This window comes from Duganella sacchari (genome assembly GCF_900143065.1).
In the GTDB taxonomy this organism is placed as follows: domain Bacteria; phylum Pseudomonadota; class Gammaproteobacteria; order Burkholderiales; family Burkholderiaceae_D; genus Rugamonas; species Rugamonas sacchari.
Genome location: NZ_FRCX01000005.1, coordinates 180,995 through 194,171 on the forward strand (window position 1 = coordinate 180,995; position 13,177 = coordinate 194,171).

13 protein-coding genes, 1 tRNA gene and 1 pseudogene are annotated in these 13,177 nt (G+C 60.0%); 4 read left to right on the plus strand and 11 right to left on the minus strand.

The features are described from left to right. Positions 1-117: 117 nt before the first annotated feature. The 3 genes from obgE to rplU form a co-directional block, all read right to left on the minus strand. Positions 118-1,227 carry a GTPase ObgE gene (gene obgE / locus BUA36_RS12350; RefSeq protein WP_072784888.1) on the minus strand — a complete coding sequence of 370 codons (1,110 nt, stop codon included), beginning with the start codon at positions 1,225-1,227 and terminating at the stop codon, positions 118-120. Between the two features lie 100 nt (positions 1,228-1,327). Continuing rightward, positions 1,328-1,585: a 50S ribosomal protein L27 gene (gene rpmA / locus BUA36_RS12355; protein WP_072784890.1), complete on the minus strand. Its 258-nt coding sequence runs from the start codon at positions 1,583-1,585 to the stop codon at positions 1,328-1,330. A gap of 37 nt (positions 1,586-1,622) precedes the next feature. After that, positions 1,623-1,934 carry a 50S ribosomal protein L21 gene (gene rplU / locus BUA36_RS12360; protein ID WP_072784892.1) on the minus strand — a complete coding sequence of 104 codons (312 nt, stop codon included), beginning with the start codon at positions 1,932-1,934 and terminating at the stop codon, positions 1,623-1,625. A 250-nt stretch (positions 1,935-2,184) separates the two neighbouring features. On the opposite strand from rplU, the gene ispB reads away from it, so the two are divergent. Then, positions 2,185-3,174, plus strand: a complete 990-nt coding sequence (gene ispB, locus BUA36_RS12365; RefSeq protein ID WP_072784894.1) for an octaprenyl diphosphate synthase — start codon at positions 2,185-2,187, stop codon at positions 3,172-3,174. 134 nt (positions 3,175-3,308) lie between these two features. Here ispB and BUA36_RS12370 read toward each other — a convergent pair whose 3' ends face one another. From BUA36_RS12370 to BUA36_RS12385, 4 genes and pseudogenes are all read right to left on the minus strand, one after another. After that, positions 3,309-4,004, minus strand: a complete 696-nt coding sequence (locus BUA36_RS12370) for a DUF6445 family protein (protein WP_072784899.1) — start codon at positions 4,002-4,004, stop codon at positions 3,309-3,311. A gap of 5 nt (positions 4,005-4,009) precedes the next feature. Continuing rightward, positions 4,010-4,354, minus strand: a pseudogene (arsC, locus tag BUA36_RS12375) (arsenate reductase (glutaredoxin)); the annotation flags it as partial. Between the two features lie 41 nt (positions 4,355-4,395). After that, positions 4,396-6,723: a TonB-dependent receptor gene (locus BUA36_RS12380; protein WP_072784903.1), complete on the minus strand. Its 2,328-nt coding sequence runs from the start codon at positions 6,721-6,723 to the stop codon at positions 4,396-4,398. Positions 6,724-6,873: 150 nt separating this feature from the next. Next, entirely contained in the window at positions 6,874-8,235 is a 1,362-nt protein-coding gene (locus tag BUA36_RS12385) for a metal-dependent hydrolase family protein (RefSeq protein WP_084560123.1), read from the minus strand. Between the two features lie 119 nt (positions 8,236-8,354). Here BUA36_RS12385 and BUA36_RS12390 point away from each other — a divergent pair. From BUA36_RS12390 to BUA36_RS12400, 3 genes are all read left to right on the plus strand, one after another. Then, positions 8,355-8,431: transfer RNA gene (locus BUA36_RS12390), tRNA-Pro, on the plus strand. Positions 8,432-8,644: 213 nt separating this feature from the next. Further along, the gene (locus tag BUA36_RS12395) at positions 8,645-9,718 is read left to right on the plus strand and encodes a hypothetical protein (RefSeq protein WP_139260515.1); all 1,074 of its coding nucleotides are present in this window, start codon (positions 8,645-8,647) and stop codon (positions 9,716-9,718) included. A 379-nt stretch (positions 9,719-10,097) separates the two neighbouring features. After that, positions 10,098-11,120: a dienelactone hydrolase family protein gene (locus tag BUA36_RS12400; RefSeq protein ID WP_072784907.1), complete on the plus strand. Its 1,023-nt coding sequence runs from the start codon at positions 10,098-10,100 to the stop codon at positions 11,118-11,120. Here BUA36_RS12400 and BUA36_RS12405 read toward each other — a convergent pair. The 4 genes from BUA36_RS12405 to BUA36_RS30715 are packed head-to-tail and all read right to left on the minus strand — an operon-like array spanning position 11,115 to position 13,175. Further along, positions 11,115-11,447, minus strand: coding sequence for a TauD/TfdA family dioxygenase (locus BUA36_RS12405; RefSeq protein ID WP_072784909.1), 333 nt, complete (start codon positions 11,445-11,447; stop codon positions 11,115-11,117). The genes BUA36_RS12400 and BUA36_RS12405 overlap by 6 nt on opposite strands. Positions 11,448-11,474: 27 nt before the next feature. Beyond that, a complete protein-coding gene (locus BUA36_RS12410) occupies positions 11,475-11,927 on the minus strand; it encodes a TauD/TfdA dioxygenase family protein (RefSeq protein WP_072784911.1) in 453 nt (150 codons plus the stop codon). Positions 11,928-11,929: 2 nt separating this feature from the next. Continuing rightward, on the minus strand, positions 11,930-12,505 hold the full coding sequence (locus BUA36_RS12415; protein WP_167544285.1) for an aspartyl/asparaginyl beta-hydroxylase domain-containing protein: 576 nt from the start codon (positions 12,503-12,505) through the stop codon (positions 11,930-11,932). A 19-nt stretch (positions 12,506-12,524) separates the two neighbouring features. Then, entirely contained in the window at positions 12,525-13,175 is a 651-nt protein-coding gene (locus tag BUA36_RS30715; protein WP_072784916.1) for a hypothetical protein, read from the minus strand. Between the last annotated feature and the right edge of the window lie 2 nt (positions 13,176-13,177).

Here is a 13,177-nt window from a genome sequence, read left to right on the forward strand (position 1 = left end):
GCCCTGCTTTGCCGCTAACAGTCGCCGGCCCTGCGGTAGGCAGAACGGGCGCCGAGATGGAAAGGCATAATCAGCTGATAACTGATTATGCCGGTGATGCGGTGGGGAGTCGAGTACTTAGTCGATGATCTTGAAGCGCGGATCGTCCGGATCGATCGACGAAATCGCGCGCGCCTCTTCCGTCATATGGGTTTCTTCCGCGCGCTGCTCGACGTGGCGGGTTTCTTCCAGATGCTTCTGGATGGCGTTAACCAGTTCCTGCGTGCCGTCGTGGCTCAGCGCAGAGATCTCGAATACCGGGCCTTTGAAGCCGAACTTCTTGACGAAGTCCTTGACCTTCTTGGCGCGCTCTTCTTCCGGCACCATGTCCAGCTTGTTCAGCACCAGCCAGCGTGGCTTGTCGACCAGCTCTTCGTCGTACTTTTTCAGTTCATTGACCAGCGCCTTGGCTTCCTTGACCGGGTCCACGGTCGCCTCGAACGGCGCCAGGTCGACGATGTGCAGCAGCAGACCGGTACGCGACAGGTGACGCAGGAACTGGTGACCCAGGCCCGCACCTTCGGCAGCGCCTTCGATCAAGCCAGGAATGTCGGCGATCACAAAGCTCTTCTCGTGCGAGACACGGACCACGCCCAGGTTCGGGTGCAGCGTGGTAAATGGATAGTCAGCGATCTTCGGCCGCGCGTTCGACACGGCGGTAATGAAGGTCGACTTGCCGGCGTTCGGCATACCCAGCAGACCGACGTCCGCCAGCACCTTCAGTTCCAGGCGCAGGACGCGGTGTTCGCCTTCCTTGCCGGGCGTCTTCTGGCGCGGTGCGCGGTTGGTCGAGGTCTTGAAGTGGATGTTGCCCCAGCCGCCCTCGCCGCCCTTGGCCAGCAGTTCCAGCTGACCGTGTTCGCTCAGGTCCGCCAGGATTTCGCCGGAGACGTCATCGATAATCAGGGTGCCCAGCGGCATGCGCAGGTGCATGTCATCAGCGCCGCGGCCATAGCAGTCAGCGCCACGGCCCGCTTCGCCGTTACCGGCGCGGTGCATTTTGGAGAAGCGGAAATCGACCAAGGTATTGATGTTACGGTCCGCTATGGCCCAGATCGAGCCCCCTTTGCCGCCGTCGCCGCCGTCAGGGCCGCCGAACGGGCGGAATTTTTCACGGCAAAACGAAGAGCAGCCATTGCCGCCGTCGCCACCGATCACTTCAATTCTTGCTTCGTCGATAAACTTCATAATGTACCGCCATAAAACTAAAAGGCTCCACCATGGGCAGAGCCTTTCGATTGAAGGCTTGCGCCTTACAAACGGCCTAACGGGTAGGCCGGAGCGTAAATTACGCTGCTACTACGGTGACGAACTGCTTCGAGCCTTCACCTTTTTTCACGAACTTGACCACGCCGTCCACCAGAGCGAACAGGGTGTGGTCTTTGCCGGTGCCTACACCTTCGCCGGCGCGCACTGGGGTGCCGCGTTGACGAATGATGATGCCGCCTGCATTGATGGTTTGGCCGCCGTAAACCTTAACGCCCAGGCGTTTTGATTCTGAGTCACGACCATTTCGCGTAGTGCCGCCGCCTTTTTTGTGTGCCATGCTAAAGCTCCTTGACTAAAAAAGTGTCGATACGCGATTAGGCGTTGATCGAAACAACTTGGATTTCGGTGTAGTTCTGACGGTGACCCTGATGCTTCTGGTAGTGCTTACGACGACGCATCTTGAAGATCTTCACCTTATCGTGACGACCGTGGGAAACAACAGTTACCAGAACCTTGGCACCTTCAACCAGCGGAGCACCGAACTTGATGCTTTCGCCCGCGCCAACGGCGAGGACTTGGTCAATGGTGATTTCGGAACCAATGTCTGCCGGTATCTGTTCTACTTTGAGTTTTTCGCCTGCAGCAACTTTATATTGTTTGCCGCCGGTTTTTATGACCGCGTACATGATTTGAAACCTCTTCAAATGTTGGAAAAATCCCCCGGACAAACCGGGGAACCGCAGATTATACACAGGAACGGAATTTGCGTCAAAAACTATACACAAATGGCCGAGAGCGTGGTATGTCAATCAATTTTCCCGCCTGACATGATTAGCAATACAACAATCTAGTTGCACGAAACAGGGGCTGGCGCCCCTAGAGGCGGGGGCATGGCGTATAATCCCGGCACCAATAGTCTAACTGCACAGGTTCGTCTTGTCTGCCGCCAACCCAAACGCCACCCAAAACAACATCACCCACACCATTGCCGCCGACATGGACGCGGTCAACGCGGTGATCCGTCAACGCCTGCATTCCGAGGTCAGCCTTGTTAATCAGATTGCGGAATACATCATCAGCGCGGGCGGCAAACGCATCCGTCCGGTACTGGTGCTGCTGGTAGCCAACGCTTATTCGTACCAGGGCAGCGCCCACCACGAACTGGCTGCCGTGGTTGAATTCATCCACACCGCCACCCTGCTGCACGACGACGTGGTCGACGAATCGTCGCTGCGCCGTGGCCGCGCCACTGCCAACGCCCTGTTCGGCAATGCCGCCTCGGTACTGGTCGGCGACTTCCTGTATTCGCGCGCGTTCCAGATGATGGTCAGCCTGAACAATATGCGCGTGATGCAGATTCTGTCGGACGCCACCAACGTGATTGCCGAAGGCGAAGTGCTGCAGTTGCTGAACATGCACGACCCGGACGTCACGCAAGAACGCTACCTGCAAGTGATCCGCTCCAAGACTGCCAAGCTGTTTGAAGCGGCGGCCGAGCTGGGTGCCCTGGTGGCGGGCGCCAACGACGCCCAGATCGCCGCCGCTGGCGAATACGGCCGCTCGCTGGGCACCGCCTTCCAGCTCATCGACGACGTGCTGGATTACGCGGGCGACGCCAGCGAAATCGGCAAAAACGTCGGCGACGACCTGCGCGAAGGCAAACCGACGCTGCCGCTGATCTATCTGATGGAAAACGGCACGGCCGAACAGCGCGAGCTGGTTCGTTCCTGCATCGAACAGGGCGACGAGCAGCACTTCGACACCATCCTGGCCGCCATCACCAGCAGCGGCGCGCTGGACTACACGCGCGAACAGGCCGTGATTGCCGCCCGGCGCGCAGCCGAAGCGATTGCCGACCTGCCGGACAGCGTCTACAAGGAATCGCTACTCCAGCTGGCGCACTTCTCGGTGCACCGCAACCACTAAAACAGAACGGCGCTGCGGCGCCGTTTTTCATTGCTGCCCTAACTCCGGGGTCAGGTCCGTCATTTCTACACGAACTCAACCGTAGCAGACGACAAGGGCTGAGCCCGTGTAGAAATGACGGACCTGACCCCGGATTAGCGGTAGCGGATGAAGGCGTTGATGGTGAGGCGGCCGGTGGCAGGATCGGCGCTCAGCAGTTCTGGCGCGCCGATCTGGCCGCTGTGGAAGATGGTGGCGTCGTAGAAGATGGCGCGGTTCCACTTGGCGGGCACGCTGCCCAGCTTTTCGAAGTAGTGGGCGTCGCCGTTGTAGTACTGCGGCGCGGCGCCGATCACGCGGCTGAAGGCGTCGTTTTCCATGTGCCGCGCCTGGTGCAGCAGGTGGTCGATTTCCAAGGGATGCCGGCGCGGCCGGTAGAAGCTGGTGCCGCCCATGCGCGCGTCTTCGAACAGGTACAGCACCGCTGCCGCCGCGCCCTCGCCGGGTGCAGATTCGCGCGCGTCGCGGTGGCAGATGCGCTGCTGCGGCATCAGCTCTTCCGGCTTGAGTGTGACGATGGACATGCGGGTGTTGAGGCCCAGCGCCTGCATCGCGCCAAACGCGGGCGCCAGATGGGCGTTGAAGAACGCCGCCATCGCCTGGTCGAATTCCGCCGGTAACGGCTGTTCGATGCCGGGGTAGCAGTTGATGGGCGCCGCGCGGAAGGCCTCGCGCTGCGCGACGGCATACGCCACCATTTTGTGCGGCTCGGCGAGGAAGTCGTCCACCACCAGGCAGTAACGGCCATCCTCGATGACCGCCGCCTGCACCACCGGACGCGGATTCAACATGGTCAGAGAATGTCCTGCACCAGTTCTGACGGACGGCACAGGCGCACGCCCTTGTCCGTCACCACGAATGGACGTTCGATCAGGATCGGATGCGCCATCATCGCATCCAGCAGCGCCTCGTCCGGCAGCGCGGCGTCAGCGAGACCCAGCTCCACATACAGGTCGCCCTTGTTGCGCATGGCCTGGCGCACGGTGATGCCGGCCTTGGCGATCATCGCCTGCAGGGCCGCGCGCGATGGCGGGTTCTTGACGTAGTCAACGATCTCCGGCTCGACGCCGCTGGCGCGAATGGCTTCCAGCGTTTTGCGCGAGGTGCCGCAAGCGGTGTTGTGATAGATGGTGATGCTCATGATGCTGCCCTTGTACTCAATTCCAAAGGCAGCATTATGGCTTAAAACTTGGTCGCCAGGCTCACGCCGATGCTGCGCGGCGCCAGGCGATAGCCCTGCACGATCGACGCCACCTGCGGATGCTGGATGATGGTGTCGGTATCAAACGCATTCTTTACGAACGCGGTGAAGGCGTAGCTGCCAAACGTCATGCCCGCGCTGAAATCGGTGGTGTGATAGGCCGGACGATCGTGGTCGGTCTGCGTCGGGTCCAGCGAGCCTTTGCTGGCGCCTACCCACTGCATGCCCGCCATCACAAACGACGGCCGTTCCCACGCGGAGAAGTTGTAGGTCGCGTTGACCGCGGCGTTATATTTCGGTACACCCTGGATCTGCGCACCCGCCACCGCGCCCACCACACCGTTGTCGATGCCGATATCGTTCGACAGTTCGGCTTTCACGTAGCCGCCGGATGCGCTCAGCGTCAGGCCAGGCAGTGGCTTGGCCTTGATGTCGAACTCAAAGCCTCTGGTGGTGGCGTCGCCTGCATTGGCGTTGTAGGTGTAGGCGCAGGTCGGCAGGTACACGCCCTGCTGGATGTTCTTCCACTTCACATAGAACACGTCCGCATTCACCGATACGCGGTTGTTGAGGAAGCGCGATTTACTGCCCAGCTCATAGCTCCACAAGCTGTCCGGGGAATACGCTGGCGGGCCTGCCGTGATGCCGTTCTTTTCCAGATCCGGACCGCAGGTGGTCGGCGGCACATAGATATTGGCGCCGCCCAGACGGAAGCCTTTCGCCACGCTGGTATAAACGGTGTTGGTGGGATTGACCTCCCACGTCAACGCGTACTTCGGCGTGAACGCCTTGGAGCTGGTTTCGGCACTGCTGTTATTGCCGGCGCCGGCCAGGTAATTACCGTTGCGCTGCTCCAGCGTGGTATTCGCCCTCAGATAGCGTGCACCAACCGTGGCATGCACCGTCGGCGAGAAATAGTAATTCAGTTCGCCGAAGATCGAGGCCTGCTTTTCGCGATAATGGAAGGCGCCCGCAAACGAGTTATCGTTCGGGAACTGGCCCGGTTTCGCATCGGGCAGCAGGTCAGGATCGGCGATATCGAAGCCGTACTGTTTAAACGTATCCGTCACGCCAAAGATAGGATCGTTCTCGATGATGTTGGTATGCTGGCGCGAAAAATAGGTACCCGCCAGCCAGGTCCACGGTGACACTTTCTCGTCATACGGATGCGAAGCCAGACGGAATTCCTGCGCCACCTGCCGCACCTGGTTATTCAGATACACCGCCGACGGCAAGCCGGCAACCGCCGCAATCAGTTCCGGCGGCGCCTTGCCGCCATCCTCGGTCGATGTCAGAAAGGTCGATAGCGAATAGCTGTTGTATGCCGAACCGTTCTGGGTGCGGTCGAACTTGCGCTGGAAGTAGCTGGTGGCCGAGGTCAGGTCAAACTCGCCGAGGTCCCAGTTGACCGTCACGCTGGGCGCCAGCAGCTTGTCGATGGACGGCTCGCGCACCTGCTTCTGCGCCTGGTACAGCGGCAGGTCCAGATTGAATGCGCCGATATCCTTGGCATCGATGCGCTGATAGTAGACCGACGGCGTCACCGTCAGAGAACGCGTCGGCCGCCACTTGAGCGCCGCGCGGAATTCCTGGTCGTTGATCTTGTTGATGTTACTGGCGATGACTTTGCCGTTGCCATCCACCTGGTTGATAAAGCCGCCCGTCTGCTGCGCCTGCACGCCGATGCGCAGCGCCAGCTCCTCGGGGATCAGCGGGAAGTTGGCCACCACATTGGCCGCATAGTTCGCGCTGCCGCCCCTGGTGTTGGAACCTTCAGTGTAGGTGGTGAACTCGCGCTCTTTCAGGTCCGGTTCATTCGGCACGAACTTGATGGTGCCGCCCATGGAACTGGCGCCGTACAAGGTCGCCTGCGGACCACGCAGCACTTCCACGCGGTCAATATCGAAGAAGCGCGGCTCGATATTCCCCATGGTGTAGACGTTACCTACCGTGACCGGCGTATCGCCCAGGTAGATACCCACCGTGGCCGCCCCCGCCGTCGAGCTGATGCCGCGTATCTCCACGTTGGAGGTGCCCGGTCCCGCACCGCCATTGCCGCTGGCCGCCGTGAAGGAGATATTCGGCACCACGCGCGTGAGGTCGGTAATGTCGCGCACATGCTCGGACTGCAGCTGGGCGCCCGTGACCGCGCTGATGCTCATGGCGACCTTGGCCGGGTCTTCCTTGCGCTTCTGCGCGGTCACCTTGACGACTTCGATCTCGTCCGACGGCTGCGGCTGTTGCGCCCACGCTGGGGCGCTGAATGCCGTCAGGACGGCGGTGGCGATGAGTTTGCGGCGGATATCCATGTGCGGTGTTCTCCTTGGCTGCTCCAAATTGATGCAATTCGGGCTAATTGTTTATATTAACCACATTGATCTTTTTGCAAAGCAAGAAGTTTGCCAAGGCGTTGGAAAGAAGCCACAAAGACAACTTTCCTTCAACCGCGTGCATACCCGCTACAGGCCGTAATCGACGTCCTTGGGCGCGATTCCCTCGTTGACTGCGGCGACAAACGGCAGCGGCTGATCGTTCTGCTTGTAGACCACGCCCTCTTTCATCACGAAGCTGACCTTGGTCATCAGATTGATGTCGCTGAGCGGGTTGCCCGGCACCGCCACCAGGTCGGCAAACTTGCCAGCGCTGATGCTGCCCAGATCCTTGTCCTGCTTGAGCAGCGCGGCCGCATGCGTGGTCGCCGCCTGTATCGCCGCCAGCGGCGGCATGCCCGCCTCCACCATGTAGCCGAACTCCTTGGCGTTTTCACCGTGCGGATACACGGCGGCGTCGGTGCCAAAGGCGATCTTCACGCCAGCCTTGTAGGCGCGGCCTGCCGTGCCCTGGATCAGCGGACCGATCGCCGCAGCCTTCACGGCCACTTGCGGCGGGAAGTAGCCCGGCACCTTGGCTTTGCCTTCAACGTATTTGCCGGCGATGATGGTCGGCACGTAGTAAGTGCCATGTTCCTTCATCAGCTTCATGTCTTCATCGTTCATATAGGTGCCGTGCTCGATCGAATCGACGCCGCCGATGACGGCGCGGCGGATCGCCTCGGCACCGTGCGCGTGTGCGGCCACCGTCATTTCGTAATCGTGCGCGGCAGCGACGACCGCCTTGATTTCCTCGACCGTCATCTGCGCATTGTCCGCGCTCTTGCTTTCATCGAGCACGCCGCCGGACGGCATGATCTTGATGACATCCGCGCCATCCTTGTAGTGCTGGCGTACCGCCTTCCACGCATCGGCCGTGCCGTTGATGATGCCGTCCTTGGGACCGTAGTCGGTCATCAGGTCGGCGCGGTAGCCATCGGAATCGTCCGCATGGCCGCCAGTGGAGCCCACCGCTTTGCCCGCCGTGAAAATACGCGGGCCGGGAATCACGCCGGCGTTGATCGCATTGCGCAGCGAGATCGAGGTATTGGCCGCATCGCCCAGATTACGCACCGTGGTAAAGCCAGCCAGCAGCGTCACGCGCGCGTAGTTGGTGGAACGGATGGCGTAGTCGGCGATATTCCAGCGGAACTGGTCGGAGTAGCCGGTCGGGCTGGTCTGGCCGGTCAGGTGGGTGTGGCTGTCGATCAGGCCCGGCAGGCAAGTCTGGCCAGCCAGGCTGATGATCGTGGCGCCAGCAGGCGCCTGACGGCCGGCGCTGACTTGCGTAATGCGCTTGCCATCGATGACCACCGTCGTCTCCCCCAGCAGCTTGCCGGTCTGCGTGTCGAGCAGCTGGCCGCACTGAACGGCAACTAGGGACGGCGCGGCCGACGCGCAGGTAGCGAAACACGCGGCAGCGATAGTGGTCAAAGCAGGATGAATACGCATCGATAACTCCTCCAGAAATGGTCAGGGAAAAATAGTGCCACAACCAGCGGAAGAGGTACATCAACTACTTGTGCTCGGTTGAAAAGGATGCGAAATTCTGTTTTAATTATTACAACAGTCGGGGCGTAGCTTAGTCCGGTAAAGCGCTACGTTCGGGACGTAGAGACCGGAGGTTCGAATCCTCTCGCCCCGACCAGCAATACTCTTTTTGCTCAAGGGATATGCTGATCGAAACCTGCGTGACAAATCCCAAGTCCCCCAAGTACCCCCACCTTTTTCCACGCTTGGGAAGAGCTGCGATGAAGCTCAACTGTGATCGTCAGCGGCACCAGCAATTCGAGGCGCAATTTTGTGAATAATGCAATGTACAATTGGTCCACCGAGTTCACTACCAAACAAGGGGGGGGAAATGAAGGCCAGATTTGCTGCAATGCTTTTCACCGTACTATGGTTAGCGGGTCAAACTGCTTCTGCTAACCAAACTGCAGTGAGTTCCACGCCGCAACAACAGGTGGCAGGGGGCGGCGCCACACCTACCGCGCCTGCTCCCTCCGTGGCACCGCCTTCAGGTAATCCTCTACCAATGGCCTCTCCGGTGCCTGCAGGGTATTCATTGATCCCAAATGGGTATTTCGATCAAGTATCGCAGACGGCGAGAGCTGCAATCGAATCATCTAAAGCCAATGAGCAAAATTTGCTCGACATCGTGAAAATTGCTGGGTCGATTGTTGGCGCCATCCTCGCAGTGGGCGGATTTATTGGTGTGACTGAAGTCCGCGCAATTACCAACGTCAAAAAAGAATTTGAGGAGACACTAAAGGTGTCGAAGACGAATTTAGCGGAAGCAGAAGGTGCGCTTTCGGATCTGCAAGAAATGGAAGGGCTTTTAATCGATGTTGCCTTTTTGCAAAATACAAACCGGAGTATTCAGGCCCATTACGATAGTGGTAAGCCCGGCCTAATTGAGAAAGCAAGAACAGCCCTTGAGGAGGGAGAGGCTTTCTATAAAAAGGCTGACGAGTTACGGCGCAAAAGAACAGTGTCCAGCGGCAATGCAACCATCGGAGGCGTTAAAGAAAATACGGAAGAGTCAATTCACGCGAAAAGTAACTTCAACGTGGAAAGGGTCGTGTCATACATCGCGGCCCTGATGGGCGTCATTGCTTTGCGCGCGGACGCCATCGATGCAGCCGTCGAGTGGGCTAAACGCTCAGTTCGACATAACCCTCGCAAGTTATCCGACCGGGATTACAACCTGGCGTGTCTCTTGGCTATTCGCTTCGCGAAACCTGACCCTGTTGGCGGAAAGATCAACGATAAACAACAAGCCCTCGAAATTGTAAGACAGGGATTAGCTACGGGAACAATGAGCTGGACGGATGTTCTAGATGAGAAAGACTTCAAAATCCTTTTACCCGAATTGCAGCAACCGAAAGCTTATGCGGTCAGTTCAGCATTGCCTGATCCGGACATTGCTGATTAGTTCCTGAAAAGCAAAAGACCCGCCATTAGGCGGGTCTTCGCAGCAGCCAAACACATGCTGCCTTAGATGTTAGGTTCCTTGATTTTCATTACACCTCCTAAGAGAAAGAAAGATTAGTGCCTGTATACCATCGCGAGACTAAGAGATCAAGTCTTCGCACGGTAGATAGCCCATTCTAACATGTATGCTTTGCTGGCACTTTCACGGGGCGCGCAGTGCCAGAACGGTTGTTTGCGGTCCCCAGATGAGACCGTGCGTACCACCCAACGATTTGGCAAGTATCTGCACAGCGCTTAGTCCATATCAGCAAGAACTATTCGGCGTAGTCGTGGAGTCCACGTACAACTCGCCCCGACCAATCCTTTCCAGCCATCCGCCTATGAAACTGCGTGCCTCCCTGTTCTGGACAGCTGTCTCGACCCTGCTCCTGCTGGCCGCCGCGCGGGCACGCGCGCAGCAGGTCTACGATGACCTGTCCGCGCAGCCGGAAGGGGTGATCCGCTTTCGCAGCGTGACGCCGAGCAGCCGCTACAACCTGGCGCACCGGCGCTATGCATCCACCGTGGTGTGGGGCACGCTGTCGCTGCCGCGTCATGGCCATGCGCCCTACCCGGCCATGGTGATTGCGCATGGTTCGGCCGGGGTGCAGGAGAAAGATGCGCAGCGCTGGGTGCCGCTGCTGAACCGCATGGGCATCGCCACCTTTGCCGTCGATTCCTTCAAGCCGCGCAGCATCAGCCGCAGCGACGATGACCAGTCGGTGCTGGACCAGTCGGCCAACGACGCCGACGCCCTGTCGGCGCTGAAGCTCCTGGCCAGCGATCCGCGCATCGACGCCAGCCGCATCGGCGTGATGGGCTTTTCGCGCGGCGGCATCGTCGCGCTGGAAACCGCCATCGAGCCCTTCCGGCAGGGGGTGATCGACAACGGCCTGCGCTTCGCCGCCCATATCGCGTTTTATCCCGGTTGCGGCTTGCGCTACTGGCGCACGCCTTCGCCGCTGACCGGTGCACCCATCATGATGGCGCTGGCGGAAAACGATGACTATGTGCCGCCACGCGCCTGCATCGCCTACGCCGACGCCATGAAGCAGGCCGGGCAGGATGTCGAGCTGCATGTGTATGCCGGCGCCTACCATGACTTCGACAATACCGTGAGCTATCTGCAGCGCGGCGCCATGGTGCAGACCAGCCGCCGCTGCGCCGACCGTGAAGTCGATCCGGTCAACTGGAAGTACAAGCTGCTGGCCAGCGGCGAGACCTTCAGCGACTATCCCGCGTTCGCCGCCAAATTGGGCAGCTGCGCGGTGCGCGACCGCGTGACCATCGGCAGCAACGCCGGCGCCGCGCGTGAAGCGGAGCGCGACGTGCAAGCGTTCCTGCGCCGCGTGTTCAAGCTATAGCCCGCGCTGGTAGGCGTGGCGCACATTGGCGCGATAGAATTTGCGCGGCTGCGCCAGGTCGGCCAGGCCGTCGCGCCGGTGCAGCAGGCCGGTGTTATCGAACACCACCATATCGCCGTCGCGCCAGTCATGGCGGTAGCGCAGGTCTTTGATGCGCTCGCTGTAGCGGCCCAGGATGTCGGCGCCTGAACGTTCCGCCGTATCGCCCGCCACCAGCACACCCTGTATCCAGTGGATGGTGACGCCATCGCTGCGCTTGCCGGGATTGAAGGAGTTCAGCGCCAGGAAGCGCCGTCCAGTGACAGGATGGGCTTGCACCAGCGGCATCTCGGTCCAGCCGGTGCCCGGTTCATACTAGGAGTGGTACAGCAGCGTCACCTGTTCGGCAAAGGCGCGTTCGTCGGCGCTGAGGCTGTCGTAGACCTCGAACATGGAGCAGAACGAGGTGGTCACGGGCTGCGATGGCAAACCCACCGCCGTCAATGTGCGGATCGGCCACTGCACGCCCTTGTCGCGGTAGATCGGCACATCGCTGTGCCACGGCAGTTCCTGCGCCGGCCCCGCCAGCTTGGCATAGCTGCCATCGACATAGGCGGTCAGGTCGATGCTGTCCAGCAGGCCGTCCTGTTCGCCCGTCAGCATGTAGTCGGCGCGCGCCCATGGCTGGCCGAAGCGGCAGTGATAGTCGTACAGCAGTTGTTCGTCGCGCTCGCAATGCTGCCACAGCGCCGGTATCACCAGCATGCTGTGTTCGTACAGCGCGGCCGCTGTCGCCTGTGCGGGCGAGAACAGGGTGCGGCCCAGCATGCTCAGGCCACGTCCAGTATCAGGTGGACGCGGTCCTTCTCGGACGGATTGGCGACCGAGTGCATGAGGCAATTGTTGAGCACGTACAAATCGCCCTCGACCAGTTCCTCGTTGTGATCGTCCACCGTGAACGCGCAGCCTGGCTGGGTCTGCAATGGCAGGTGCACGCGGTGGTAGAACTTGAAGTACTCGCCCTGGTCGATATGCGGATCGATGGTGGACCTGGGCAGCAGCTTGGTGATGAAGATGCGGCCGATCTGCGTCACGCCCAGCTCGCCGCGCACGATCTCGACCACCTCGTCGATGGCAGGCGCAAAGCGCTCGTAGACGCGGGTCCGCACGCAATCCAGAATGTTGGCGGTATCGCTGGTGCGGCTGATGACCTTGTGCGGCTCCATGCGCGGCGAGGCCAAATACATGGAGCGCGTATGGCGCAGCTTGGGCTCCATTTTTTCGCGCTGGGTGTACAGGTCGTACAGCTGGGGATTGGCGCCCGCAATGTCGCGCAGGTGCGCCGCCAGCATAGGCAGGCGCGGATGGCTGAGATGCTTGAGCTTGTAATCTTTGACTGCGTCCATGGGCGCGGCGGTCTCCACCTTAAACGGACTCCATCGCATCGATGCGCGCGACCATCTGCAAGCATTTATCTCTTGGGAACAGTGTCTTCTTGGGCGAGCTGATGAAAGCTTCCCGCACCTGGGGATAGCGCACCGGATTGACGGCCTTGGCCAGCAACAGGCTGCGCATGGCCTGGTGGTCGAGCGGTCCCCCCACGCTGAGCGGCGCCAGCTTTGCACCATCGGCCATCGGGATGGTGTTGGCAAGCGCTTCCGCCTCCTTGAGATCGGCAAAACGCTGGTAGAACGGCAGCGCCTTCTGCTCAAAGAACGGAACGATCTCTTCCGCCAGGCGTGCCGCGTCAGCCGCCAGCGTCGCCGGAAAAACTTTCCAGGACGGTAGATTGCCGGGCCGCGACAGCATCACCGTCCAGGTCTGCTGCTGGTTGTCTTCGCCATGCACAAAGCCGAAGGAATTCCAGGGCACTTCGATCCGGTCGTGATGGATGTGACCATAGCATTTGATTTCAAAATACTCGCCAGAAGCACTGCCCTGGTTAACCACGACAAACGCATCGAATCCATACGGCTGACGACGCACGAAGCTGCCCCAGTCGCTCTTCAATTCGAAACCCTGCGCCTTCAGCACGGGGACCAGCGCTTTGGCTACCGCTTTTTCGATTCTATCCATCG